We start from the raw sequence: 24,928 nt of genomic DNA on the forward strand, positions 1-24,928 counted from the left end.
CCCACAAAAGACCCGGTCCAGCTCATCGCTGGACCGGGTCTTTTGCTTTCTCGAGGGACCGCAAGCACCCCGGAGAGGTGATGCACGGGCAGCCAGCCGTCTCAGGGGCTGTTGAGCCGCTTGGCGGTATAGGCGCGGGGAGACCGGACCCCTGGCCGCTGCAGCGGCACCCAGAGCTTGTAGCGGTCGGCCCGGTAGTAGGACACCGAATAGTCGATCATCGACCGTGCCACGTAGGCGTGCCGCTGAATCTTCAGGACGGGCGCACCCAGGTCAACATTGAGGAGGCGGGCGATCGATGCGGATGCCGCCGTCGCCTCAATGGTGTCCTCTCCCCACTCCATCAGCAGCCCGAACCGTTCGCTGAGAACGTTGTACAACGACGTCGGTGCGGGTTCGTCGAGGATTCCCGGCACCCGGTGGGCAGGAATAAAATTCTCGTCAACGCTCATGGGTTCGCCGTCAGCCAGCAATTGCCTTCTGAACCGCACCACCGGCTGGCCCTGCTCCAGCTGCAACTCCCTGGCGATCAGAGGTGTAGCGCCGATCTGTTCGAAGCTCAGCACCCTGGCATCGGGAACCATGCCGCGGCGGTGCATCTCCTCGCTGTAGGAGGTGAGCTTCATCTGCAGGTCGAGCTTCGTGTGTGCCACGAAGGTGCCCAGCCCCACGATCCGTTCCAGAATCTCCTCAGCGACGAGGGCGTCAATCGCGTGCCGCACCGTCATTCTGGCCACCCCGAAGTGCCGGGTCAGTTCCCGCTCCGAGGGGATCGCGGTTCCCGGCTCCGCGTGCTCGACAATCAGCTCGCGGAGGATCTCCCGGAGCTGCACATGCTTCGGCATCGACGATCCGGGGCTCAGCCCGCGTTCCAATGAGCGCAACAAAGTACTTGACAACGGCAGGACCCTTCTTCAAGCTCCAGACGACAGGGGGGTGGCCCTATTCTACGGCGCGCTAGGCTCCACTGTGTGGTTGGGGCGACGGGTGGTGCGGGGCCAACCCGGGGTGGATTTGTCCCGCTCACGAGAGGTATCGTTGACTATCGTTATATATCGTTGAACATGACTGAGGAGAGCACTATGCGCAATTCATACCCGGCCGGCGGCTTCGGCGGCAACAACATTGATGGCATGTGGCAGGCAGTGGAAGAACTGCGGTCACGCTTCGAAAAGCGGGCGGGCACCCGGGCAGGTCGCGGTGAGGTGCGGTCCGCGGTCCTGGCCCTGCTTGCCGAACGGCCCATGCACGGCTACCAGATCATCCATGAGATCGAGGAGCGTAGCGGCGGCAGCTGGAAGCCCAGCGCTGGCTCTGTCTACCCCACCCTGCAGCTCCTGGCCGACGAAGGTTTCATCAGTGCGGAGGAGTCCAACGGTCGCAAGATCTACTCACTCACCGAGGCTGGCCGCGAGGAAGTAGCTGGCGCCGGTGCGGGGGCACCGTGGGCCGCCAGTGGCCAAGGAAATGGCGCAGGTTTCGCAGCCCTGCCCAAAGCGGGCGTCGAACTGGCGCAGGCCGCCGCCCAGGTAGGTCGCACCGGATCCCCGGAGCAGGTTCAGGAGGCCGTCAAAGTCCTCAATGACGCCCGACGCCGGCTGTACTCAATCCTCGCCCAGGATTGACGCGCGTGACATGGGGTCGCCGGGGCCGGACAGATCCGTTGCCCGGCGTCGGGGACACCCAGGCCCGCTACCGCCGCATCCTCCGCTTTGCCGCCTGGCATCTCGCGGTGACCTGGTGGTTTGAGCTCTTCCTCCCCCGCATCGGGCTTGGAAGGATTGCCGAACGCACCCGGACGCGGCGGATGCTGCGCTTCGCCCAGCGTTTCCGGGTGCTTGCTGTGGATCTGGGCGGTCTGATGATCAAGGTGGGACAGTTCCTCTCCTCGCGGCTTGATGTACTGCCGCCGGAAATCACCGCTGAGCTCGAGGGCCTGCAGGACGAGGTGCCCCCGGTCCCCTTCCGCTACATCCGCGCCCTCGCCGAGGCGGAACTCGGCGCGCCACTCAGCCAGGTGTTTGCCTCGGTTGATGAGACACCGATTGCCGCGGCGTCCTTCGGCCAGGCACACCGGGCACAGCTTCAGCCCGGCGATGCCTCGGAGACCGGGCTCGACAGCGTGGTGCTCAAGGTCCAGCGCCCGGGCATCGATACGATCGTCGACGTCGACCTGGCGGCCCTGCGCAAGGTGGGTGGGTGGCTCAGCCATGTCCGTCTGGTGTCGTCCCGCGCAGATATGCCGGCCCTGGTTGAGGAGTTCGCGCAGATCAGTCTCGAAGAAATCGACTATCTCCATGAGGCAGCGAATCTTGAACGGTTTGCCGACGATTTCTCCGACGACAATCGCGTAACCGTACCCGACGTCGTGTGGGAGCGGAGTACCCGCCGCGTCCTCACCCTCCAGGACGTCACGGCGATCAAGATCACTGACACCAAGGCACTGCTGGCCGCCGGCATCGACCCGGCACAGGTCGCCCCGGTGTTTGCCTCGGTCATGTTTGATCAGCTATTTACCCAGGGCTTCTTCCACGCCGATCCGCACCCCGGCAATATCTTCGTCACGCCGGGCAACGGTTCGGATGACATCCCGGGCCCTGGTTTGGTTCACGGCCCGGATCGGAGGCAGGCGCCTACCCGCCCCTGGCAGCTGACATTTATCGACTTCGGCATGATGGGTGAGGTGCCGCCCAGCACCCGCAACGGTCTGCGCAAGCTACTCATCGCCGCTGCCTCCCGTGACGGTAAGGGTCTGGTGGCGGCTATCAGTGACGTGGGGGTACTTGTCCCGTCGGCCGATACCACCGAGCTTGAACGGGCGATGACTCAGCTCTTCGCCCGGTTTGGCGGAATGGGCTTCGCGGAGCTCCGCGAGGTGGATCCACGCGAATTCATTGACTTCGCCGTCGAATTCGGCGACCTGGTTCGCTCGTTGCCGTTCCAACTGCCGGAGAACTTCCTCCTCATCATCCGCGCCATGTCACTCACCTCGGGGGTGGCCAGCTCCTTGGATCCCCGGTTCAATCTCTGGGACTCAGTTGAACCCTATGCTGCACAACTGCTGCGGGATGAACGGGGCAACATTGTGCAGGACGTTGCCCAGCAGGCCCTTGAGGCGGCTGGAGTGGCTCTGCGCCTGCCGCAACGCCTTGACGGCCTGGTGACCCGTATCGAGGAAGGGTCGGTTTCGGTGGCCACCCCCCGACTTGAGCAGCGGCTTGCCAGGCTCGATCGCACCACCCAACGGGCGGGATCGGCCCTCATCTTCGGCGCCCTGCTGATCTCCGGGGCCCTGGTCCGGGCGGACGATACGGCGCTGGGGAACGTCCTGATGCTGGTGTCAGTCCTCCCCCTGCTGCAGGGACTCTGGGCGGGCCGCCGCGGGCTCTGACCGTGGATCGCGGGCCCTGACCGGGGATAATGACTGCTCCACCTCTTTGCTCCACCGCATGACAATGGGCCCCCACCGTGAGGTGGAGGCCCATTGTGTGTGAAGCACTTACATGGACTCGAGGGTGCAGGACCCGCTAGTGGGCGTGATCCCCGCGGCTGTACTCAAAGACCCAGCCAACGAGCGCGATGACGACCATACCGAGACTGATGTAGAGGATCCAGAAGCCCGCAGCCAGGCCGAGGAACCCGGTGGCGGCCGACAGGCCGAGCACGAGGGGCCACCAGCTCCAGGGGCTGAAGTGCCCCTGCTCGCCGGATCCTTCGTGGATTTCAGCGTCGAGACGATCCTCGGGCCGCATTCCGACCCTGCGGCCAGTAAATCCCAGGTAGAACGCGATCATGGCTGCCAGGCCACCGACCAACAGAATGCCGAGGAAGCCGACATATTCGGTCCATCCAGTGAGGTAGCCGTAGACCACGCCAACGAGAATGAAGAAGGGTACTCCCCAGAAGAAGAGTCCGGTTTCAACCTTCATGTGCTAGGCGTCCTTCCGGTCGGCCGCACCAAGGGCCTGGCCGACGGCCGAGCTTGGTGTGTGCTGCTGCTGCAGCTCGGGATGATGGAGATCCAGCGCTGGACGCTCTGAACGGATCCTGGGCAGTGAAGTGAAGTTGTGACGCGGTGGTGGGCACGACGTCGCCCATTCCAGTGACGCACCGAAGCCCCACGGATCATCGACCTCGACCTTCTTGCCGCTGCGCCACGTGATGTACACGTTCCAGAAGAACGGGATCAGTGAGGCGCCGAGGACGAAAGATGCGATGGTCGAGAACTGGTTCATCGCCGTGAACCCGTCCTCGGGGAGGTAGTCGGCGTAACGGCGAGGCATGCCGATGACGCCGAGCCAGTGCTGGATCAGGAACGTGCCGTGGAAGCCGACGAACAGCATCCAGAAGTGAATCTTTCCCAATCGCTCGTTGAGCATCTTGCCGGTGAATTTCGGCCACCAGAAGTAGAAGCCAGCGAACATCGCGAAGACAACGGTGCCAAAAACCACGTAGTGGAAGTGTGCCACCACAAAGTAGGTGTCAGAGACGTGGAAGTCGAGAGGAGGCGAAGCCAGGATGATGCCCGTCAGTCCACCGAAGAGGAAGGTCACCAGGAAGCCAAGGCTCCATAGCATGGGGGTTTCGAAGGTGAGCGACCCTCGCCACATGGTGCCAATCCAGTTGAAGAACTTGACCCCCGTCGGCACCGCAATCAGCATCGTCATGAACGCGAAGAACGGCAGCAGGACAGCGCCAGTGACGTACATGTGGTGAGCCCATACGGTGACGGAAAGCGCCGCGATCGCGATGGTTGCATACACCAGACCCTTGTAGCCAAAGATGGGTTTGCGGCTGAAGACCGGGAAGATCTCCGAGACGATACCGAAGAACGGCAGGGCGATGATGTAGACCTCGGGGTGGCCGAAGAACCAGAACAGGTGCTGCCAGAGGATCGCTCCCCCGTTGTCCGGATCGAAGATGTGGGCTCCGAACCGTCTGTCGGCGCCCAACGCGAACAGCGCTGCAGCCAGCGGCGGGAAGGCCATCAAGACAAGAATCGCGGTGACCAGGGTGTTCCAGGTGAAGATGGGCATCCGCCACATCGTCATGCCGGGGGCCCGCATACAAATGATCGTGGTGATGAAGTTCACCGCGCCAAGGATGGTACCGAACCCTGACAGTGCCAGCCCAAAGACCCACAGGTCACCACCAAGCCCCGGAGAGAAGGTGGTGTTGGAGAGCGGTGCATAGGCAAACCAGCCGAACGACGCCGCACCCTGTGGTGTGATGAAGCCGGATACGGCGATGGTGCTGCCAAAGAGGAAGAACCAGAAGGCCAGGGCGTTCAGCCGCGGGAAGGCGACGTCGGGTGCGCCGATCTGGAGGGGCATGATGACGTTGGCGAAACCCGCGAAGAGCGGGGTGGCGAACATCAGGAGCATGACAGTGCCGTGCATGGTGAAGAGCTGGTTGTACTGTTCCTTGGTCTGCAGAATCTGCATTCCAGGTTCGAACAACTCTGCGCGGATGACCAGCGCCATGACGCCGGCGAAGCAGAAGAACACGAAGGACGAGATCAGGTACATGTACCCGATGGTCTTGTGGTCGGTGGAGGTGATCCAGCTGACCACCACGCGGCCCTTCGATCGTGGTACGACGCGAGGGGCGACAGTGGTGCCGGTTTCCTCAGCCGTGTATTCGTAAGTGGACATCAGCCGTTACTCCCCGCTGGTTCTAGTTCTTCGTCCGGGGCAGGATTGCGATCGTATTCTTCCCCGAGTTGGCCATCCTCAAGGGTGGCCATGTGAGCATCAAACTCCTCCTGCGACACAACGGCTACGTTGAAAAGCATTTCCGAGTGGTACTCGCCGCAAAGCTCGGCGCATTTACCGTCGAAGGTGCCTTCACGCGTGGGAGTGAGGGTGATGTAGTTGGTGCGACCAGGAATCATGTCGCGCTTCTGCAGGAACGCTGGCACCCAGAAGGAGTGCAGGACGTCGCGGGCATTGAGCTGGAGCTCCACCGTCTGGTTGACCGGCAGGTACAGCGTCGGAAGGGTTTCCGGAATGCCTTCCTCGCCAGTGAGATTGGCCTGTACGCCGCTGAAGTACTTGTCTTCATTAACGTAGTTGAAGTCCCAGGACCACTGCTTGCCACGGACGTCAACCACGACGTCGGGGTCGTCGACGCGGGCGTCGATGGCCTGCTGGTCACGGTCGGTGAAGTAGAAGAACACCAGCACCATGAACAGGGGGATGGTCAAGTAGAACACTTCGAGGGGAAGGTTGTAGCTGACCTGGCGGGGGAATCCTGTCTCATTCCGGCGCCTGCGGTAGGCAACGATGCACCAGATGATGAGACCCCAGGTGATGACACCCACTATCAGTGCAGCGATCCAAGAGTTCACCCACAGATCGATGATCCGGCCGGTGTGGTTGGTGTTGTCGCGCTCGGCGGGCAACCAACCCCTTTGGACTTCAGATGAACAGCCCGACAAAAACAGCGCGCCTACCAGCATGATGCTGGAGATCTTAGCGATCCTTACGCGCCGGGTGCCGGTTCGGTCCTGCGAACTCACAGACGGCCCTTCCTTTTCTAACGTGTCTGCCACCGCTGGCGGCATTACCCCGTGTGCGCAAAAAGCACACAATTAGTTTTACTACTTACTGTAGAGCTTACCTGTTACGGCCGCCATCGGATGACGTAGCGACGGCCTGCCGCCGAACTTTTCGCGGGTCGTTTCCGGCGGTTGGCCGCACAGCAGACCCGTGCTAGTGGAACGAGTCGCCGCAGGCGCAGGAGCCGCCCGCGTTGGGGTTGTCAATGGTGAACCCCTGCTTCGAAATGGTGTCTTCGAAGTCGATGGAAGCGCCCGCCAGGTAGGGAACACTCATGCGGTCCACGATGACCTCGACTCCGTCGAAGTTCCGGACGGCGTCGCCGTCGAGGGTTCGTTCATCGAAGTACAGCTGGTAGATCAGACCGGAGCAGCCGCCGGGCTGCACTGCGACGCGGAGCCGCAGGTCGGTCCGGCCTTCCTGTTCCAGGAGGCTGCGCACTTTGTCGGCGGCAACATCGGAGAGCTGCACCTCGTGCGGGGCCAGGGCGGCCTCGGTGGTGTCGCTGGTGGTTTCGCTGGTGGAAGTACTCATGACTGGTTTCTCCTCGCTGTGGACACGTGTCGCGGATTTGCGTCCTGCTCAATGGTACGTCGGCAGTCCCGGTCGGGACCAACCCTGCCGGTCGTGAACGTCACGCGCCGCCGCTTCGGCCGGGTGTTGGAAGGTCAGAGACCCTCGGTGTTCATCCGGGAAAGCATTAGCGCCTCAGCGAGGACGGCCTTCTGGAACTCGGCGAGGTGCAGGGACTCGTTGGCGCTGTGCGCGCGGGAGTCAGGATCCTCGACGCCGGTAATCAGGATCTGCGCAGCCGGGTAGACCTCGGTGAGATCGGCGATGAACGGAATTGAGCCTCCCATTCCAGCCTCCACCGCAGGGACGCCCCAGGCTTCCTCGAGTGCCCACAGTGCGGTCTGGGCCGCTGGCGCCGCGGTGTCCGCAGCAAAGGCGTTGCCGGTCTCGCCGGCGGTGAAGGTCACTGTGGCTCCGAAGGGCGCATTCCGTTGAACATGGTCCTCCACGGCGGCCATGGCCGACGCCGGGTCCTGGCCCGGGGCGAGGCGCAGGCTGAACTTGGCTCGAGCCCGCGGCAGCAGGGTGTTTGAGGACAACGCGACGGTCGGGGCGTCGATTCCGATGATCGACAGGGCCGGTTTGGTCCAGAGCCGTGACGCGATGGATCCGGTGCCGGCGAGCCGCACGCCGTCGAGCACTGAGGCGTCGGCACGGTAATCGGCTTCCGGATAGTCGACTGTCGCGTCGTCGCCGCCGGCCAGCCCGGCAATGGCCACGTCGCCGGCGTCGTCGTGGAAGGTGGCGATCAGCCGGGACAACAGGGTCGGCGCGTCGAGCACCGGTCCCCCGAACATCCCCGAGTGCACCGCATGCCCAAGGACCTGCACCTCGACGGTCCCATCGACCAGACCGCGGAGACTGGTGGTCAGGGCTGGAACGCCTACCTTCCAGTTACTGGAATCAGCCACCACAATGACGTCCGCCCGCAGCAGCTCCCGATGGGTGTCGAGGAACGTCCTGAACGTCGGGGAGCCCGCCTCTTCCTCGCCCTCAATAAACAGGGTCACGCCGACGCCGAAGTCCTCCCCCAGCACCTGATCCAGCGCCTTGAGCGCACCCAGGTGGGCCATAATGCCTGCCTTGTCATCGGCGGCTCCCCTGCCATACAACCGGCCGTGGCGTTCGACGGCGGTAAACGGCTCGCTCTCCCACAGTGCAGGATCCCCTGGCGGCTGGACGTCATGGTGGGCATAGAGCAGAACTGTCGGCTTGCCCGGAGCGGCGGGACGACGAGCGACGACGGCGGGGCCTCCCGGTACGCCGTCGGTGCTGACCCGCAGCACCTGGACGTCGTCGATGCCGGCCGCCCGGATCAGCTCCGCGACGGCGGCGGCGCTGCGATCCAGCTCGGCCGGGTCAAAGGCGGCCCAGGCGATGCCGGGGATGGCCACCAGGTCCACGAGCTGACTGACCGTCCCGTCGAAGTCCGCAGCGACGGCGGCGCGGAGGTCCTGGGCGGAGAAGTCTGTGCTGGACGAAAGTCGTTGCTGAGTCATGGGATCGACCTTACACAGTGACGCTGACAGAGTGACCGGGAGCACGGCCCTGGTGCGGCGGGTATCCTTGAAAGGTGTTTGGACGCAAAAAAGAAGCCCCTGAGGCCCCAGTAGACCAGTTACCCGTAGAGCGCTCAGTAGGCAAGGGAGTGCCGACGCCGCGCCGCAGCTCACAGGAGGCTGCCAGGAAGCGCCCGTTGGTCCCGGATGACCGGAAGGCAGCCAAGGCGGCAGGCCGCGACGCCCAGCGAGCCGAGCGGCTGAAGACCCGGCAGGCCCTCGACACCGGCGACGAACGGTATCTGCCGTTGCGCGACAAGGGCCCGAACCGCCGCTTTGTGAGGGACTTCGTTGACGCCCGCTGGAACCTTGGCGAGTTCCTGATGGTCGCGGCCCTGGTCTTCGTGCTGTTGAGCTTCGTGCCCAGCATGCAGGTGCAGGCCATCGCGCTGAACGCGTTCTGGATCGGGATCATCGCGGTCGTCGCCGACTGTTTCCTGCTCCGCAGGAGCCTCAAGAAGCGCCTGACCGCGAAGTTCGGCGAACCAGGCCGCGGCGATCTCTGGTACGGGGTCACCCGTGGCCTGCAGCTCCGCCGGTTGCGACTGCCCAAGGCGCTCGTCAAGCGCGGCCAGTACCCCGCCTAGGAAAAACCCTTCGATAAAAGCCCCCGGCTGTCATAGCCGGGGGCTTTCATTGTTTGGTCCTGTTGTGCAGGATCTGTCCAGATTCACCGCGGTCCTGATTCACCGCTGTCCAGCATTGCTGCAATCCAGCATTGCTGCTCCAGCTTTACTGCGGTCCAGCTTTACTGCCTGGCGGCGAGCAATTCCTCAAGGCGGCGGTTGATCTGGCGGGCCCAGAACGGTCCTTCATAGAGGAACGCCGTGTACCCCTGGACCAGGGTGGCCCCGGCGTCGAGGCGTTCAAGCACATCCTCGGCTGTTTCGACACCGCCGACCGACACGATGGCCAGGCCGTCACCGGCGGCCGCACGCAGACGCCGGAGCACCTCGAGTGAACGCTCCTTCAGCGGGGCCCCGCTGAGGCCACCGACACCGCACTTCATCACCGTCGCGTTGTCAGTGACCAGATTGGACCGCGTGATGGTGGTGTTCGTGGCGATGATCCCGTCAAGACCGAGATCGACGGCGAGGGCGGCGACGTCGTCAATGTCCTGGTCCTCAAGGTCGGGAGCAATCTTGACGAGGAGCGGCACCGGCCGGCCGGCGCGTTCGTCAGCGGTCCGGCGGACTGCGGTGAGGAGCGGCCGCAGCGATTCGATGTTCTGGAGGAGCCGGAGCCCCGGGGTATTGGGGGAGCTGACATTGACCACCAGGTAGTCGGCCGCGGGTGCGAGCTCGCGGGTGCTGACCAGATAGTCCTCGACTGCGTCCCGCAGGTTGACTGTCTTTGTCTTGCCGATGTTGATGCCGATGATGGGCCGGTTCGCAACATACCGCCGTTCCAGCCTGGTGCGGGCCGACCGCAGACGCGGCGCCACCGCCGCAGCGCCGTCGTTGTTGAAGCCCATGCGGTTGATCACCGCACGGTCGGCGATCAGCCGGAACAGGCGCGGCGTCGGGTTGCCTGGCTGCGCCTGACCCGTGATGGTGCCCACCTCGACGTGGCCGAACCCCAGACTGGTCAGGGCGGTGATCCCGTGCCCTTCCTTGTCAAAACCGGCGGCCAGACCGAACGGTGATGGGAAGGTCATGCCCAACGCGCTGGTCTGCAGCCCCGGATGCGGTTTGGTGAGCTGCCGCAGCACCAACCCCGCCGGGGTGCGCTCCGCGACGCGAATCAGCCGGAAACCGATCCGATGGGCCTTCTCGGCGTCCATGCGGGCAAAGACCAGTCGAAAGATCGCAGGGTAGATTCGCATGGTCTAAAACTCCCACGTGGGAGCTGTCAACAACAACTTGTGGGACGCGGCGGCGGGCTGCCGTGTGGGCCGGGCGGCGGCAATAACGGTTACAGTTTTCTGATGGGGTTGATCTGGGAACCGGACTATCTTGGCGGCGGGTTCACCTGCGCCGAATTCAACCTTGGCTCCGACGATGAGGGCCCGTGTGTGGCCACCCTGGTGTCCTATTCGCCACCAACCGTCCCGGCGCCCACCGGCCCCCCGGCCAGCGACCCGAAACCCACCCTGGCCAGCAGCATCTCCGCCACCCTCGGTGGCTGGCGGTCAAGGTTCCTGAACCGGACGGCGCCGGCCGATGCTGCGGCAGGGCCAGAGGCGGGAGCTGAACCGCAGGATGTCGCTGCCGTCCTGTACCTGCACGGCTGGAGCGATTACTTCATGCACCGGGGACTGGCTGAGTTCTACGCCGAGCGCGGGGTCGCGTTCTACGCACTCGACCTGAGAAAGTACGGACGAAGCCTTCGCGAGTGGCAGACCCCCGGGTACGTCGCGAGCCTGACCGAGTACGACGACGACATTGACCGGGCGCTGACGGCCATCACCGTCCACCTCGCCGAACAGCGGGGAACACCGGTCCGGGCCAGCATCCATCTGATGGCACACTCCACGGGCGCGCTGATCGCTTCCCTGTGGGCCAACCGGAATCCCGGCCGGGTCGCCAGCCTGATCCTGAACAGTCCGTGGCTGGATGTGCAGGGAAGCGCCATCCTGCGGGGCGCCACCCAGGGTCTGCTGGACCCCATCACCCGTTTCCGGCCCAAGGCACGGCTGAAGCTGCCCGAATTCGGCTTCTACTGGCGGAGCATCAGCAACGCAGCCGACGGGGAATGGGACGTCCACCCCCATTGGCGCCCCGAGTTCGGGTTCCCGATCAGGGCGGGGTGGGTCGCAGCAATCCTGGCCGGGCACGCGCAGGTGCGCAGAAGCCTGGACATCGATGTGCCGGTGCTGGTCCTTGCCTCAGCGCGGTCGTCGGTGAGCCCGGTCTGGAGTGACTCAATGCTTACCTCGGACAGCGTCCTCGATGTCACCCTGATGACCCAGCGGGCACTGCAGCTCGGGTCGTCGGTCACCGTGCGCCGGTTTGAGGACGCCCTCCATGACGTGCTGCTGTCCCGGGAGCCGGTGCGCCGTCAGGTGTACCAGACACTCGATGCCTGGTTGCGCTGCCAGCACCCGACCGGGCTGAACCCTCCCGAACAGCCAGTCCGGTCGGGCCAGCCCTCCTAAAGCAGCCCGCCCCGTCTAGCCCGGAACCTGAGCCGACTGATCGACTGCTCCACCATACCGGCGGTCCCGCTCCGCGTATTCGCCGATGGCCCGCCACAGAACCCGTCGGTCGACGTCGGGCCACAACACATCCATGAACACCATTTCGGCGTAGGCGGACTGCCACAACATGAAGTTTGACAGCCGCTGCTCCCCCGATGTCCTGAGGAACAGGTCGACGTCGGGGAGATCGGGCTCATCGAGATACTTCTGGACTGTCTTCTCGGACACGGCTGACGCGCGTAGCTTTCCCGCTTCCACCTGCTCGGCGATCGCCCGCGCTGCGTCAGCAATCTCGGCGCGGCCCCCATAGTTCACGCACATGGTGAGGGTGCACGTGGTGTTGCCGAGGGTTTGCTGCTCAGCCACCTCAAGTTCCTTGATGACCGATCCCCACAGGCGTGGCCTGCGGCCCGACCAGCGGATCCTGACCCCCCAGGCGTCTAGCTGATCCCGCTGCCGGCGCAGCACATCCCTGCTGAACCCCATCAGGAATCGCACCTCATCGGGTGAACGTTTCCAGTTCTCGGTGGAAAAGGCGTACACGGAGACATGGGTGACCCCGATCTCGATGGCACCGGCCATCACGTCGAGCAGCGCCGCTTCGCCCGCCCGGTGGCCCTCCGTCCGGGGCAGCCCTCGCTGGTTGGCCCACCGACCGTTGCCATCCATCACGATCGCCACATGTTTGGGCACGAACTGCGCCGGAATGGCGGGGGCCGTGTCGCCGCTCGGGTGCGGCCACGGCTTCGAAGGGCTACCCGGTCGTTTCTGGTTCACTGACGCTCCACTAGTTTGAGGGACTTCACGACACGCTCCAGGTGCCACTGCAGGTAGCTTGCCACGAGTCCTGCCGCTTCCCGGCGGGACTGTGGGCCTGAGGCATCAGCCGATTCCCAGTTCCCCGACAGCAAAGCGGCCAGCAGCGCCATGGACTCGGCCGACGGCGACGCCGCCCCCGGCGGCCGGCAATCCGGACAGACACCCCCGCCGAGTGGTGCGGAAAACGCAGTATGCGGACCGGGTTTGCCGCAGCGTGCACAATCGGTAAAGCTGGGCGCCCACCCGGCGGTCGCCAGGGCGCGCAGGAGGTAGGAATCGAGGATCAGCTCCGGGGCATGCAGGCCCCTGCTGAGAGCGGACAGGGCCCCGACAATCAGGTTGTACTGTGCGCCCGAAGACTCGCCGTCGGAATCGGTGAGCCGTTCGGCGGTTTCGGCGATGGCCGCAGCAGCTGTGTAGCGCCCGTAGTCGGCCGCTATTCCGTGGCCGTAGGCGCCCTTGGTCTGGGCCTGGGTGACGACGTCGAGGCTTCGCCCGGCAACCAGCTGCAGGTCAACAGTCATGTAGGGTTCCAGCCGCGAACCGAACTTGCTACTGGTGCGGCGAACGCCCTTGGCGACGGCCCTGACCTGCCCGTGGTCCCGGGTCAGGAAAACGATGATCCGGTCGGCTTCGCCCAGCTTATGGGTGCGCAGCACCACGCCCTCGGCGCGGTAGGTGCGGGAAGCGAAAGACGAAGACACTCCCCTATTTTCGCACCCCTTGCGCCGGGGCGACGCATCCCGGCGGTGGCGCGCCGCCCCACCGCCGGTATGCACCGGTCCCATGTGCTCCCCCGTTACGAGCTGGACTGCTGCTGGTCCCTGATCGCCCGGTTGACTGCCGAGATGACCGCCTTCAGCGCGGCCATGGTGGTGTTGGAGTCGATTCCGATCCCCCACAGGACCCGCTCGCCGATGGTGCATTCGACGTAGGCCGCCGCCCGGGCGTTGCCGCCGGCCGACAGGGCGTGCTCGGTGTAGTCGAGGACCCTGACGTCCACACCGTCTTCGCCGAGAATGTTCAGTAGCGCAGCGATGGGGCCGTTGCCCTGTGAGGAGCGGCGCTGCTGCACGCCGTCGACCAGCAGGGAGGCGGTCAGTTTGAAGGAATCGTCTTCGGCAGTCGCAGTGTTCACGCTCGTGAGCGCGTAGTGACCCCAGGTCCCTGCCCCGCCGGACCGGCTGGGGAGGTATTCATCCTGGAAGACCTTCCACAGTTCGGCGCCGCTGATCTCGCCACCGACCGTGTCGGTGCGGCGCTGGATGACGCCGGAGAATTCGATCTGCGCCCGCCGTGGCAGGTCAAGGCTGTGCTCGTTCTTCAGCAGGTACGCTACCCCGCCCTTGCCGGACTGCGAGTTCACCCGGATCACTGCCTCATAGCTGCGCCCAATGTCCTTGGGGTCGATGGGCAGGTAGGGGACGGCCCAGGGAATCTCCTCGACGGTCTTGCCGGCTTCCGCGGCGTCGGACTCCATCCGTTCGAAGCCCTTCTTGATGGCATCCTGGTGCGAGCCGGAGAACGCAGTGAACACCAGGTCGCCACCGTAGGGTGAGCGCTCCGGAACGGGCAGCTGGTTGCAGTACTCGGCGGTCCGTCGGATGTGGTCAATGTCGGAGAAGTCGATCTCCGGGTCGATGCCCTGCCCGTAAAGGTTCATACCGAGGGTCACCAGGTCAACGTTGCCGGTACGCTCGCCGTTGCCGAAGAGGCACCCTTCGATCCGGTCGGCGCCGGCCAGGTATCCGAGTTCCGCCGCCGCCACGCCGGTACCCCTGTCGTTGTGCGGGTGAAGGGACAGGATGATGTTCTCGCGGTTGTCCAGGTTCCGGCACATCCATTCGATGGAGTCGGCGTAGACATTGGGGGTGGCCATCTCCACCGTCGCGGGCAGGTTCAGGATCATCTGGCGGTCGGGGCCAGCCTCCAGCACGGCGGCGACGTCGTTGCTGATCCGGGCGGCGAACTCCAGTTCGGTGCCGGTGAACGATTCGGGTGAGTACTCGTAGGTGATGTCGGTGTTGCGGAGGGTCTCCTCGAATTTGCGGCAGAGCCGCGCGCCCGTCAGCGCAATGTCGATGATGCCGTCCATGTCCTGGTTGAAGACCACCCGGCGCTGCAGGACTGACGTCGAGTTGTAAAGGTGCACGATAGCCCGGTCGGCGCCCTCGATCGACTGGTAGGTCCGCTCGATCAGGTGTTCCCTGGCCTGGGTGAGGACCTGGATAGTGACGTCGTCGGGAATGCGGTCCGTCTCGATCAGCTGGCGGACAAAGTCGAAGTCAGTCTGCGACGCGGAGGGAAAGCCCACCTCGATTTCCTTGTAGCCCATCTGCACCAGCAGGTCGAACATCTTGTGCTTGCGTTCGGGGCTCATGGGATCGATCAGTGCCTGGTTACCATCCCGGAGGTCGACTGCACACCAGCGCGGAGCCTTGGTGATGACCTTGTCGGGCCAGGTCCGGTCGGGCAGCTGGACGGTGATCTGGTCCTGGAAGGGGCTGTATTTGTGGAACGGCATTCCGGAAGTTTTTTGTGCGTTGCGCATGGGGGTTTGGCCTGTTCTATGGAAGTTCTTGGGGCAGATTCTTCACGACTGGGCCGGGGCATTACTGACTCCGCAGCGGGGAGTCGGCCTTGACTAGGAAGTCGTTCTGGCCCCGCCGCGGCAGCTAAGAAGGAGCAGTTCTGCGCGCACAAAGTAACCCTAGCACGGAGCATAGGATGGGTTTCGGAACCAATTCACTCCCGGCGGTTAGGACCACCCATGGCTTCGGCAGGCACCACCCACGCGACTCTGACCACCACGCCCCGCGTGCAGGACGACCTGTTCCGCCACATCAACGGCAGCTGGCTGGACGCCACCGACATCCCATCGGACCGGCCGCTCGAAGGAGCGTTCACCCAGTTGCGCGACGCAGCCGAACTGGCCGTCCGCCACATCATCGAGGACGCCGTCGCCACGCCGGACGCCTCCGGAGACACCTTCAGGATCAAGGCCCTGTTCAGTTCTTTCATGGATGAGGAACGGATCGAGCGGCTGGCCGCCGACCCGGTGGTACCGATCCTCCATCGGATCGCCGCGGTGGGGTCGCCTGCCGAGCTGGTCGCATTGGACGCCGAACTGTCCCGCACCGGGTGTGCCGGCCTGGCGCTGCCCTATGTCAGCAACGACGCAGGCAACCCGGAGCGTTACGTGGTGCACCTCTACCAGTCGGGGCTGGGCATGCCCGATGAGTCGTATTACCGTGAGGACAAGTTCAGCCAGACCCGGGCCGAATACCTCAGGCTGCTCGTTGCCTTGCTGACGGAGGCGGGAGAGCCCGACGCCGAGGAGCGGGCCACAGCGGTCCTTGCCCTTGAGACGCGGCTTGCCTCGTCCCACATGGATGCTGTGACCCGACGGGACCCGCAGGCCACCTACAATCTGCTGACCGTTGACGCGCTGGCCGAGGCCGCGCCGTTCAGCCGGGCCTGGCTGGCGCGGCTGACCCGGGATCACCCAGGAATTGAGGAGCTGGTGGTCAGCCAGCCGGAGTACCTGGCGGCCGTGGACCGCCTACTGGCCTCTGAAGACCTGAGCGTGTGGAAGGGCTGGCTGGCCACCCGGGTGCTGCTGCACGCAGCCGGCTATCTCAGCCGGCCGTTCGTTGACGCGGCCTTCGAGTTTTATGGGACCCACCTCAGTGGGACGCCCCAGATCAAGGACCGCTGGAAGCGGTCGGTGGCACTCGTGGAAGGGGCGGTTGGCGAAGCGGTTGGCCGCGAGTACGTGGCCCGGCATTTCCCCCCGACCCACAAGGCAGTCATGCTCGACCTGGTGGAGAATCTGCTGGCCGCCTACCACAGCAGTATCAGCTCCCTCGACTGGATGACCGCGGCCACGAAATCGCGGGCCCTGGCAAAACTTGACCAGTTCCACACCAAGATCGGGTTTCCCGACAGGTGGATTGACTATTCGGCGCTGGACATAGTCGACGGCGACACCTACGGCAACGTGCAGCGTGCCACGGCGTTTGAGCTGGATCGCCAGCTCGCGAAACTTGGTGGCCCGATTGACCGGGGGAACTGGTTGATGACCCCGCAGACGGTCAACGCGTATTACATGCCCACCATGAATGAGATCGCCTTTCCTGCCGCCATCCTGCAGCCGCCGTTCTTCGACGTCGACGCGGATCCGGCGGTGAATTATGGGGCGATCGGTGCAGTGATTGGTCATGAAATCGGACATGGTTTCGATGACAAGGGCTCCCAGTTCGACGGTAGCGGCCGGCTGGACAACTGGTGGACCGATGCGGACCGCGCCGCGTTCGACGCCCTGACCCAGCAGCTGGTTGACCAGTACGACCAGCTGTCCCCCGCTGAGGCACAGGGACACCCGGTGAACGGCCGCCTGACCCTGGGGGAGAATATCGGCGATCTGGGTGGTCTGACGATCAGTTACCGGGCCTATCTCCTGAGCCTCGACGGCCAGGAGCCGCCGGTGGTTGATGGTCTGACCGGCGCCCAGCGGTTCTTCTTTTCGTGGGCACGGTGCTGGCGGCAGAAGATCCGCGGCGAGGAAGCACTTCGCCGCCTCACCGTCGACCCGCACTCCCCCAACGAGTTCCGCTGCAATCAGGTGGTGCGCAACCTCGACGAGTTCCACCACGCCTTCGCCGTCGCCGACGGCGACGCCCTATGGCTGGACCCCGCCCTGCGGGTCAGGATCTGGTAGGCGTCAGGATCCGAAGGACGACTGGCAGGTCACCTGGTCCGCCGTCTGGCCGGACAATTCGGGAGGCAGCCCCTCGGTTGAGACGGTGCCGCCCGAAGTGAAGTCCTCACCGACACTCAAGGCCAGTCCGACGGTGGCCGGGCTGGAAAGTACCTGCACCTCGGCCAGGCCAAACAGCTCAGCCACCGCCGCGCCGATCGCTTCGTAGCCCGCCCCGACGAACAATTGCGTCGCAGGGGTTTCCACGTCCTCGGAAACGACCGCCTGCGTGTACCCCTCGTCCAGGAGGAGGTTCTGGATCTCCTCGCCACGGTCGGGTGCCCCCGACGAATCGATAATGGTGAACGGAACCCCCGCCGGGTCGAAATCGGGGGCCGCGTCGGATGGCTCCGCGTCGGGGCCCGCCGAGGCGTCCGGTGAGCCTGATGGGTCGCTGGATCCGGAGGGTTCGGGCGTCGGTTCGTCGACGACGCTGCGATCCTCGACGAGGGTGGCGAAGAGCTCCTCAGCGCGTTCCTCGTCGGGGATCAGCCGGTTCAGGTCGGGCTCGTAGGGCAGCACCGGCACCGTCACGAACGCCACCTTGGCAAGGTCGACGTCCTTAAGCCGGTCCGCCAGGCGGAGCAGATCGGGGATCTGGCTCAACCCGTCGTCGACGGTGAGGTTTTTGGTGACCGTCTCCGCGATGGCGTACATGCGGGGAAGGTTGGTGAGGGTTCCCTCCGCCTGGATCTTTCGGGCCATCGATGCCATGAAGGACTGCTGGGCGCGGATCCTGCCCTCGTCGCCGCCGTCGCCGAACGCATGCCGGGTCCTGAGGAACGCCAGCGCCTGCTCGCCCTCCACCTCCGAGGTGCCGGCGGGCAGGCTGAGACCCGAGTAGGTGTCCTCGATCGCGTCGTTCACGCACACTTCAACGCCGCCGAGGGTTGAGGAGAGTTCCTTGACAGCGTTGAAGTCGGCCATCATGAAGTGGTCGATCTTCAGGCCGGTCAGTTCGTTGATGGCTGCCACGGTGCAGCCCGGTCCGCCGTTGCCCAGTGCACCGTTGAGCATGGCCAGGTCCTGTGCGGGGTTCAGCGTCCCGGTCTCCGGGTCCAGGCACGCCGGCAACGGCACCAGAAGGTCGCGGGGGAAGCTGACCATGGTCACGTTCTCGCGGTCCGCCGACAGGTGCATCAGCATCATCACGTCGGAGTTGCCGGTCTCGGTGGTGAACTCGGCGCCGCCATAGGCAGCGTTGTCGGCACCGGTCCGGGTATCGGTGCCCAGGATCAGGATCTGCACCGGATCACTGTCAATGTCGGCAGCGGTGTCGTCGCCCTGATCGGTGGAAAGGTTAAGTGGCTGGGTTGCCACGTTGCCCTGGAGCCGGAGCAGCTGCACCGAAGCGAATCCAACGCCTGCCACTAGGACGGTGGCCAGAGCTACAGCAATGATCTTCAGGACCCGCTGCGACGCCTGACGGCCCAGGTGCCTTCCGCCCGGGGACCCCACGGGGCCCTCAGCGGTGTGGCCGGCATCGGCGCCTCGACGAATCATGCGTTGCAGCCCTTTCGATGTCTTCGGTCGGTGATGGCTGGCGGGAACGCCAGCAGAGCGGACTGATCCCAGCCACTAGAGACAACGTCTGCTGCGACCGGGTAGTGCCCGATTAGAACCCCAGGCGTACCAACTGCTTCGGGTCACGCTGCCAATCCTTGGCAATTTTCACGTGGAGGTCGAGGTAGACCCTGGTGCCCAGCAGCGCCTCGATGCTGGTGCGGGCGTTGGTGCCGACCTCTCTGAGCCGGGCGCCGCCCTTGCCGATAATGATGGCTTTCTGGGAAGACCGCTCGACGAACAGGTTGACCCTGACGTCGAGAAGCTGGTTGTCGGCGCTCCGGCCCTCGCGGGGAACTATCTCGTCAACCACCACCGCCAGCGAGTGCGGCATCTCATCGCGCACCCCCTCCAGGGCTGCCTCCCGCACCAGTTCCGCCACCATGACGGCTTCCGGCTCGTCGGTCAGGGCCCCACCCGGGTAGAGGGCTGGGGATTCGGGCATGTGTGACACAAACACGTCGCTGACGGTGTCCACCTGGAATCCGTCGGATGCTGACACGGGAACGACGTCGGCCCACCCGTCGGCTCCCAGCACTTCCTCGCCGAGGGCGACGACGGCCATCAGCTGGCGGGTCAACGCAGCACGGTCGACGAGATCGGTTTTGGTGACGACGGCGATCAGGGGCTTGCGCTGCAGCCGGGAGAGCTGCTGCGTGATGAACCTGTCACCCGGACCGATCGGCTCGTTGGCGGGAATGCAGAACCCGATCGCGTCGACCTCGGCCAGGGTGTCGGCGACAAGGTCGTTCAGGCGCTGGCCGAGGAGGGTGCGGGGCCGGTGCAGACCCGGCGTGTCGACGAGGATCAGCTGTGCGTCCTCGCGGTGCACGATCCCACGGATGGTGTGGCGGGTGGTCTGGGGTTTGGAGGAGGTGATGGCCACCTTCTGTCCCACCAGCGCGTTGGTCAGCGTCGACTTTCCGGCGTTGGGTCGTCCGACCAGGGAGACAAAGCCGGCCCGGTGTTGGTGTTCGCTCATGATATTCCGCCGTGTCCTTGAAGTTGTGCGGGATTCCGGTCCCGGCCGTCGTCGTCAGGTGCTGGTTCCCGTTTCCACACAATAATGTGCGATACCCGGTTGCGGCGACCCTCGACACGTTCGGCACGGAGGCCGATGCTGCCGACTGTTACTTCGCTGCCCACGATCGGCACCCGGCCCAGGGTTTTGGCGAGCAGTCCACCGACGGTGTCCACCTCGTCGTCTTCCAGGTCGACGTGGAACACCTCGCCCAGGTCGTCGATGCCCATCCGGGAGCTGATCCGGTATTCGCCGTTGCCGAGCTGTTCCAGCTCGGGTACTTCGGAGTCGTATTCGTCGACAATCTCGCCGACGATCTCTTCGATCAGGTCCTCCAGGGTGACAAGCCCGGCAGTTCCACCGTATTCGTCGATGACGATCGCCACATGGGTCGACTCGCGCTGCAGCTCCTGCAGGAAGTCGCTGACGGGTTTCGATTCGGGGACATACCGGACGGCCCGGCAGACGGCGTCGACCGCGTCCTCGGCGTGACCGTCGGGGCCGTCGGGGCCGTGCAGCTGGGCCACCACATCCTTGAGGTAGAGGATGCCCACGATTTCGTCGGCGCTCTCGCCGATCACCGGGATGCGCGAGTATCCCGAGCGGAGGAACAGGGACATCGCCTGTTTGAGGGTGGAGCCGGAGTCGATGGAGACCATGTCGGTGCGGGGCACCATCACGGCCCGCACCTTGGTGTCGCCGAGTTCAAAGACGGAGTGGATCAGTTCGGCTTCACTGTCCTCAATCATTTCTGCGTCGTTGGCGCGGGACAGCAGCTCACGGAATTCCTCTTCCGTGAAGAAGGCGGCCTCCGCACGGGCGGCGCCCGGGGTGATCGAGCTGCCCAGGGACACCAGCCAGCGCGGAACCGGTCCGAGGATTCCGCAGAGGAACCTGACAAGCCCGGCGGTCGCCGGAACCACCCTGCTCGCGTGGGTCCTGCCAAGCTGCCGGGGTGAGACGCCCACCAGCACGAATCCGACGGCGGCCATGGTGGCTGTGGCCAGCAGGCCGGCGATCCATACGTTGTCGAGAAGGTCGTGGAAGAGGATCGCGACCGCCACGGCGGCTGCCATCTCAAACCAGACGCGCCAGAACCGGAGCGCATGCATGTGGGCGATCGGGGACGCGAGGATGCCCTCGAGCGCCTTGCCCGATGAGCCCTGCAGCAGCTCTTCGCCCTCCTGGCGGGGCAGGTAGCTGAAGGCGGCCTCGGCCGCGGTCACCAGAGCGGCCACCAGAACAAAAGCCAACGCCATGAGGGCGAGAACCCCAATGATCAACTGACAGTCTCCTCGGGCGCTTTACCACCCAGGAAGTCAGCCAGCAGACGGCGCTGCAGGCCGAACATCTCGGCTTCCTCGTCCGGCTCGGCGTGGTCGTAGCCCAGAAGGTGCAGGACGCCGTGGGTGGTCAGCAGAAGCAGTTCCTCCTGGGTGGAATGCCCGGCTTTCACTGCCTGCGCCTGCGCCACCTCGGGGCATAGCACGACGTCGCCCAACACCCCCGCGGGCGTGAGCCGTCCGGTGGTGCCTGGCCGGAGCTCATCCATCGGGAAGGACAGGACATCGGTGGGCCCGGGCTCGTCCATCCACTCGATGTGAAGCTTCTCCATCGCGGTGGTGTCCACCAGGATGATGGACAGCTCCGCCTCGGGGTGCACGAACAACCCGTCGAGCAGGAAACGTCCCAGCCTGATCAGGTTCTCTTCGTCGGCCGGCATCCCCGACTCGTTGTTGACCTCGATGCTCATGCCGCACCCCCAGCTGGTTTCGCGCCAGCCGGTTTGACGCCGGCGTGACCGCGTGGACTGCGGTGATCGCGGGCGGCTGACACCCGCTGGTTCTCGTCCCAGACGCTGTAGGCGGTGACGATATCGCCCACCAACCGGTGCCTGACGACGTCGGACGCGTCGAGGGTGCGGAAGCTGACATCCTGCACCCCTTCAAGGATCTCGCTGACCACCCTGAGACCCGAATTGGTGCCACCGGGTAGGTCCACCTGGGTGACATCGCCGGTGACCACCATCTTGGATCCGAAGCCCAACCGGGTCAGGAACATCTTCATCTGCTCGGGGGTGGTGTTCTGCGCTTCATCGAGGATGATGAAGGCGTCGTTGAGGGTGCGGCCACGCATGTATGCCAGGGGTGCAACCTCAATAGTGCCGGCAGCCATCAGCCGTGGAATGGTGTCGGGGTCCATCATGTCGTGCAGCGCGTCATAGAGCGGCCGCAGATACGGGTCGATCTTGTCGCTGAGGGTCCCGGGGAGGAATCCGAGCCGCTCGCCCGCCTCGACTGCTGGACGGGTGAGGATGATCCGGTTGACTTCCTTATGCTGCAGCGCCTGGACAGCCTTGGCCATCGCCAGATAGGTCTTGCCGGTCCCGGCGGGGCCGATACCGAACACGATGGTGTGACGGTCGATCGCTTCGACGTAATCACGCTGGTTCAGCGTCTTTGGCCTGATCGTCCGGCCGCGGGAGGACAGGATATTCATGGTCAGGACATCGGACGGGCTGCTGATTGCCTGATCCTTCAACATCGCCACCAGCTGGCGGAGCACCTGTGGGTTCACCGTGGTGTTGTTGGCGGCGAGGGTGCGTACCTCGGTGATGAGACGCTCGGTCCGCGCGACGTCGACTGCCGGACCCGTGATCGATAGCTCGTTTCCGCGGACGTGGAGATTCACTCCGACGAAGGTACTTTCGATCAGCCTCAAGGCCTCATCGTTTGTCCCCAGCGCCTGAACCATCTGTTCGGTCGAATCGAAGTGGACCACCTTCGTATCCTGGCCCACTGCGCTAATGCCAACTGAAGAATCGGTCATATAATCGGCCGTCGCGGCCTTCCATCTCTCCTTGAATAGATTCGTGACGGCATACCGCCCCGCAGCCAATCTTACGTTACGCGCTCCCCCACCCGGGCGTTTCCACCCACGGCTGATCCAGAGAATAGGTACCGCGTTGGCGGCATCAGGAAGCAGTTGATCTCTTCCCTGCAACAGGTCGGTTTCAATACTGTCTCAGTCCGGCGACGACTTGGCTAAACCCCCTTGGGGCCCGGGTGCCGTGTGTAAAGCTGGAAGACGTTGCTTGGGCGCACCCCTCCGGCGACGACCAATGACGTGCGGGCTGAAGAGCGAAAGGGCAGGACACTGATGGACTGGTCCTTTCAGGGCAGCATTATGCGGCGCCGCTGGGGTCGCACCCTGGCGACGGCCGTCCTGATCTCCCTGGCCACCGCGGGGGTCGGTGGTTGCACGGCGGTTGACAGCGACAGTGCATCCACCTCCCTTCCCGAACAGGCAGGTACCCTGGCCGATCCCTCGTCGGTGGCCAATTCGGCTCTCCCGTCCACCACGGCCATCGGTGGCAATCTGCTCCCGGTCTATTGGCTGGGTGACAACAAGGGGACCATCCGGCTGTACCGGGAGTTCATCGAAGGCGAGATGGGCGGCGACCCGATCGCTGCTGCGGTCAAGGCGATGACCGCGAGCAGCCCCCTGGACCCCGACTACTTCGGAGCCTGGGCGCCGGCCAGTGCCGTGAGTGCTTCCATCTCCCCGGACAACATCATCACCGTTGACATTTCGTCGGACGCCTTCGGGGCCCGCCTCGACGAGGGATCCGCCTACCGGGCCGTCCAGCAGCTCGTCTATACGGCAACCGCAGCGGCAGCGAACGCCGGTCTCGTGGCGGGCGGCGCCCCGAGCAGCGTCGTCGTTCTGGTCGACGGGGTAGCCGGTTTCACCGCTTTCGGACAGATCGACCTGGGGGGACTGATGCAGCGTGATGCCACCTTGATGGCCCCGATCTGGATTATTGAGCCGCAGCACGGTGAGGTCCGCGACGAGCCGACGATCACCGTGGCCGGCAGCGGGGTTTCGGAGGACGCAGTGCTGCACTGGCGCATTTCCCCGGTGAACGGCGCGGTGCTCGACGCCTACCGCAGCGGTACCGTGGGCCTCGACAATGGTCCCGGCTCACCCGGCCTGTTCGAATTCACCATTGCCCTGGTTCCCGGGGAGTACGAGATCAGTGTCTTCGACCGACCGGCAGATGACCAGTCCGGGCAGGAACTCAACATGGATACCAAACGCCTCACCATCGAATAGAACCGTCAAGGAGGAGGGTCGGTGGCAGCGGCTGTTCTGTCGGTGGGGCCGGTCCGCTACCAGCGGCCAATCAATTGGCTCAGGACGGCAAGGGCCGCCGGGCCGGCAGTGGAGGAGCGGAGCACGTGACCCCCCAGCCTGGCCGCGTAGGCGCCGTGGGATTCGAACAGATCCAGCTCCTGCCGGCTGATACCGCCCTCGGGGCCCACCACCACAGCAATGGAGGCAGGTAGGCCCGGCTGGCCCCCGGAGTCTGACTGCAGGAGCGATCCGATCCCCACCGCAGCGTCCTCGTGCAGGATCAGGGCCAGATCCACCCCGGTTAGCCAGCGGGCAAGGGACCCGCTGTCGAGTAGCGGGTTGACGTCGGGCAGCCAGGCTCGCCGGGACTGCTTCGCCGCGCCGAATACCGTGGTCTCCCACTTCCGTTGCCCCTTGAGGGCCTTCTCGGCACGCCACCGCACGATGCTGCGGTCGGCCTGCCAGGGGACAACCGCGTCGACGCCCAGTTCGGTGGCCGCCTCCACCGCCAGTTCATCGCGGTCCCCCTTGGCGAGAGCCTGAACCAGGATCAGCCGGCAGACGGGGGCCGGTTCGTCGGTGACCGCGCCGACGTCGAGCACCACGTCCTGGCCCGTCCTGCTCACTGCCCCGACGATCCTCCGCCCGCGGCCGTCCGCGACGTCGATCATCTCGCCGACCGTCACCCGCTTGACGGTGGCGGCGTGCCGGGCCTCGGCGCCGGTGAGGATGAATTCCGAACCGGGCCGCGCCGCCGCAACGGCGTCGGGATCACCGAAATAGAGTGCGTTGCTCACG

Annotated in this window: 22 protein-coding genes; 6 read left to right on the forward strand and 16 right to left on the reverse strand. The window is 64.8% G+C overall.

Features of this window, described 5'->3' with window-relative positions:
- Positions 1 to 101: 101 nt before the first annotated feature.
- Positions 102 to 845 carry a GntR family transcriptional regulator gene (locus IWX62_RS06130; protein WP_196840685.1) on the reverse strand — a complete coding sequence of 248 codons (744 nt, stop codon included), beginning with the start codon at positions 843 to 845 and terminating at the stop codon, positions 102 to 104.
- Positions 846 to 1,082: 237 nt separating this feature from the next.
- On the opposite strand from IWX62_RS06130, the gene IWX62_RS06135 reads away from it, so the two are divergent.
- Positions 1,083 to 1,625 (forward strand): PadR family transcriptional regulator, encoded by a 543-nt coding sequence (locus IWX62_RS06135; RefSeq protein ID WP_196840500.1) that lies wholly within the window; start codon positions 1,083 to 1,085, stop codon positions 1,623 to 1,625.
- A gap of 5 nt (positions 1,626 to 1,630) precedes the next feature.
- The gene (locus tag IWX62_RS06140; RefSeq protein ID WP_196840501.1) at positions 1,631 to 3,391 is read left to right on the forward strand and encodes an ABC1 kinase family protein; all 1,761 of its coding nucleotides are present in this window, start codon (positions 1,631 to 1,633) and stop codon (positions 3,389 to 3,391) included.
- Between the two features lie 136 nt (positions 3,392 to 3,527).
- Here the strand turns inward: IWX62_RS06140 and IWX62_RS06145 are convergent, their stop codons facing one another.
- From IWX62_RS06145 to IWX62_RS06165, 5 genes are all read right to left on the reverse strand, one after another.
- On the reverse strand, positions 3,528 to 3,929 hold the full coding sequence (locus IWX62_RS06145) for a cytochrome c oxidase subunit 4 (protein WP_196840502.1): 402 nt from the start codon (positions 3,927 to 3,929) through the stop codon (positions 3,528 to 3,530).
- Between the two features lie 3 nt (positions 3,930 to 3,932).
- Complete coding sequence (gene ctaD / locus IWX62_RS06150; RefSeq protein WP_196840503.1) at positions 3,933 to 5,654, reverse strand: aa3-type cytochrome oxidase subunit I; 1,722 nt, start codon at positions 5,652 to 5,654, stop codon at positions 3,933 to 3,935.
- Positions 5,654 to 6,520, reverse strand: coding sequence for an aa3-type cytochrome oxidase subunit II (gene ctaC / locus IWX62_RS06155; RefSeq protein WP_196840504.1), 867 nt, complete (start codon positions 6,518 to 6,520; stop codon positions 5,654 to 5,656). The genes ctaD and ctaC overlap by 1 nt, the downstream gene beginning before the upstream one ends.
- 193 nt (positions 6,521 to 6,713) lie before the next feature.
- Positions 6,714 to 7,094 carry a HesB/IscA family protein gene (locus tag IWX62_RS06160; protein ID WP_196840505.1) on the reverse strand — a complete coding sequence of 127 codons (381 nt, stop codon included), beginning with the start codon at positions 7,092 to 7,094 and terminating at the stop codon, positions 6,714 to 6,716.
- A gap of 134 nt (positions 7,095 to 7,228) precedes the next feature.
- Positions 7,229 to 8,632: a dipeptidase gene (locus IWX62_RS06165; RefSeq protein ID WP_196840506.1), complete on the reverse strand. Its 1,404-nt coding sequence runs from the start codon at positions 8,630 to 8,632 to the stop codon at positions 7,229 to 7,231.
- Between the two features lie 74 nt (positions 8,633 to 8,706).
- On the opposite strand from IWX62_RS06165, the gene IWX62_RS06170 reads away from it, so the two are divergent.
- Positions 8,707 to 9,279: a DUF3043 domain-containing protein gene (locus tag IWX62_RS06170; RefSeq protein ID WP_196840507.1), complete on the forward strand. Its 573-nt coding sequence runs from the start codon at positions 8,707 to 8,709 to the stop codon at positions 9,277 to 9,279.
- 161 nt (positions 9,280 to 9,440) lie between these two features.
- On the opposite strand, the gene IWX62_RS06175 is transcribed toward IWX62_RS06170, so the two are convergent.
- A complete protein-coding gene (locus IWX62_RS06175; protein WP_196840508.1) occupies positions 9,441 to 10,517 on the reverse strand; it encodes a quinone-dependent dihydroorotate dehydrogenase in 1,077 nt (358 codons plus the stop codon).
- Between the two features lie 102 nt (positions 10,518 to 10,619).
- Here IWX62_RS06175 and IWX62_RS06180 point away from each other — a divergent pair, with 102 nt between their 5' ends.
- Positions 10,620 to 11,789, forward strand: coding sequence for an alpha/beta hydrolase (locus IWX62_RS06180; protein ID WP_196840509.1), 1,170 nt, complete (start codon positions 10,620 to 10,622; stop codon positions 11,787 to 11,789).
- Positions 11,790 to 11,804: 15 nt separating this feature from the next.
- Here IWX62_RS06180 and IWX62_RS06185 read toward each other — a convergent pair whose 3' ends face one another.
- The 3 genes from IWX62_RS06185 to leuA form a co-directional block, all read right to left on the reverse strand.
- A complete protein-coding gene (locus IWX62_RS06185) occupies positions 11,805 to 12,608 on the reverse strand; it encodes an isoprenyl transferase (protein ID WP_196840510.1) in 804 nt (267 codons plus the stop codon).
- The gene (recO, locus tag IWX62_RS06190) at positions 12,605 to 13,354 is read right to left on the reverse strand and encodes a DNA repair protein RecO (protein WP_196840511.1); all 750 of its coding nucleotides are present in this window, start codon (positions 13,352 to 13,354) and stop codon (positions 12,605 to 12,607) included. Before recO ends, IWX62_RS06185 begins: the two co-directional genes overlap by 4 nt.
- 95 nt (positions 13,355 to 13,449) lie before the next feature.
- Positions 13,450 to 15,201 (reverse strand): 2-isopropylmalate synthase, encoded by a 1,752-nt coding sequence (gene leuA, locus IWX62_RS06195; protein WP_196840512.1) that lies wholly within the window; start codon positions 15,199 to 15,201, stop codon positions 13,450 to 13,452.
- 219 nt (positions 15,202 to 15,420) lie between these two features.
- On the opposite strand from leuA, the gene IWX62_RS06200 reads away from it, so the two are divergent.
- Complete coding sequence (locus IWX62_RS06200; protein WP_196840513.1) at positions 15,421 to 17,370, forward strand: M13 family metallopeptidase; 1,950 nt, start codon at positions 15,421 to 15,423, stop codon at positions 17,368 to 17,370.
- Positions 17,371 to 17,373: 3 nt separating this feature from the next.
- Here the strand turns inward: IWX62_RS06200 and IWX62_RS06205 are convergent, their stop codons facing one another.
- The 5 genes from IWX62_RS06205 to IWX62_RS06225 all read right to left on the reverse strand — a co-directional run bounded on the left by IWX62_RS06205 (position 17,374) and on the right by IWX62_RS06225 (position 22,822).
- On the reverse strand, positions 17,374 to 18,912 hold the full coding sequence (locus IWX62_RS06205) for an LCP family protein (RefSeq protein WP_196840514.1): 1,539 nt from the start codon (positions 18,910 to 18,912) through the stop codon (positions 17,374 to 17,376).
- 112 nt (positions 18,913 to 19,024) lie between these two features.
- Positions 19,025 to 19,954, reverse strand: a complete 930-nt coding sequence (gene era / locus IWX62_RS06210; protein ID WP_196840515.1) for a GTPase Era — start codon at positions 19,952 to 19,954, stop codon at positions 19,025 to 19,027.
- Complete coding sequence (locus tag IWX62_RS06215; RefSeq protein ID WP_442859242.1) at positions 19,951 to 21,252, reverse strand: hemolysin family protein; 1,302 nt, start codon at positions 21,250 to 21,252, stop codon at positions 19,951 to 19,953. The genes era and IWX62_RS06215 overlap by 4 nt, the downstream gene beginning before the upstream one ends.
- Before the next feature lie 20 nt (positions 21,253 to 21,272).
- Complete coding sequence (gene ybeY, locus IWX62_RS06220) at positions 21,273 to 21,746, reverse strand: rRNA maturation RNase YbeY (RefSeq protein ID WP_196840517.1); 474 nt, start codon at positions 21,744 to 21,746, stop codon at positions 21,273 to 21,275.
- Positions 21,743 to 22,822 (reverse strand): PhoH family protein, encoded by a 1,080-nt coding sequence (locus IWX62_RS06225; protein ID WP_196840518.1) that lies wholly within the window; start codon positions 22,820 to 22,822, stop codon positions 21,743 to 21,745. Before IWX62_RS06225 ends, ybeY begins: the two co-directional genes overlap by 4 nt.
- A gap of 330 nt (positions 22,823 to 23,152) precedes the next feature.
- Here IWX62_RS06225 and IWX62_RS06230 point away from each other — a divergent pair, with 330 nt between their 5' ends.
- Positions 23,153 to 24,109 carry a GerMN domain-containing protein gene (locus IWX62_RS06230; protein ID WP_196840519.1) on the forward strand — a complete coding sequence of 319 codons (957 nt, stop codon included), beginning with the start codon at positions 23,153 to 23,155 and terminating at the stop codon, positions 24,107 to 24,109.
- 56 nt (positions 24,110 to 24,165) lie between these two features.
- Here the strand turns inward: IWX62_RS06230 and IWX62_RS06235 are convergent, their stop codons facing one another.
- Positions 24,166 to 24,927: a 16S rRNA (uracil(1498)-N(3))-methyltransferase gene (locus IWX62_RS06235; protein WP_196840520.1), complete on the reverse strand. Its 762-nt coding sequence runs from the start codon at positions 24,925 to 24,927 to the stop codon at positions 24,166 to 24,168.
- Position 24,928 lies beyond the last annotated feature (1 nt).

The organism is Arthrobacter sp. CAN_A1, assembly GCF_015751665.1.
Classification (GTDB): domain Bacteria; phylum Actinomycetota; class Actinomycetes; order Actinomycetales; family Micrococcaceae; genus Arthrobacter_D.

Coding starts and splice junctions, on each gene's coding strand:
- IWX62_RS06130 (WP_196840685.1), bottom strand. CDS start 845: ATGCCGAAGCATGTGCAGCTCCGGGAGATCCTCCGCGAGCTGATTGTC.
- IWX62_RS06135 (WP_196840500.1), top strand. CDS start 1,083: ATGCGCAATTCATACCCGGCCGGCGGCTTCGGCGGCAACAACATTGAT.
- IWX62_RS06145 (WP_196840502.1), bottom strand. CDS start 3,929: ATGAAGGTTGAAACCGGACTCTTCTTCTGGGGAGTACCCTTCTTCATT.
- ctaD (WP_196840503.1), bottom strand. CDS start 5,654: ATGTCCACTTACGAATACACGGCTGAGGAAACCGGCACCACTGTCGCC.
- IWX62_RS06160 (WP_196840505.1), bottom strand. CDS start 7,094: ATGAGTACTTCCACCAGCGAAACCACCAGCGACACCACCGAGGCCGCC.
- IWX62_RS06165 (WP_196840506.1), bottom strand. CDS start 8,632: ATGACTCAGCAACGACTTTCGTCCAGCACAGACTTCTCCGCCCAGGAC.
- IWX62_RS06175 (WP_196840508.1), bottom strand. CDS start 10,517: ATGCGAATCTACCCTGCGATCTTTCGACTGGTCTTTGCCCGCATGGAC.
- IWX62_RS06180 (WP_196840509.1), top strand. CDS start 10,620: ATGGGGTTGATCTGGGAACCGGACTATCTTGGCGGCGGGTTCACCTGC.
- leuA (WP_196840512.1), bottom strand. CDS start 15,201: ATGCGCAACGCACAAAAAACTTCCGGAATGCCGTTCCACAAATACAGC.
- IWX62_RS06200 (WP_196840513.1), top strand. CDS start 15,421: ATGGCTTCGGCAGGCACCACCCACGCGACTCTGACCACCACGCCCCGC.
- IWX62_RS06205 (WP_196840514.1), bottom strand. CDS start 18,912: ATGATTCGTCGAGGCGCCGATGCCGGCCACACCGCTGAGGGCCCCGTG.
- era (WP_196840515.1), bottom strand. CDS start 19,954: ATGAGCGAACACCAACACCGGGCCGGCTTTGTCTCCCTGGTCGGACGA.
- IWX62_RS06215 (WP_442859242.1), bottom strand. CDS start 21,252: ATGGCGTTGGCTTTTGTTCTGGTGGCCGCTCTGGTGACCGCGGCCGAG.
- ybeY (WP_196840517.1), bottom strand. CDS start 21,746: ATGAGCATCGAGGTCAACAACGAGTCGGGGATGCCGGCCGACGAAGAG.
- IWX62_RS06225 (WP_196840518.1), bottom strand. CDS start 22,822: ATGACCGATTCTTCAGTTGGCATTAGCGCAGTGGGCCAGGATACGAAG.
- IWX62_RS06230 (WP_196840519.1), top strand. CDS start 23,153: ATGGACTGGTCCTTTCAGGGCAGCATTATGCGGCGCCGCTGGGGTCGC.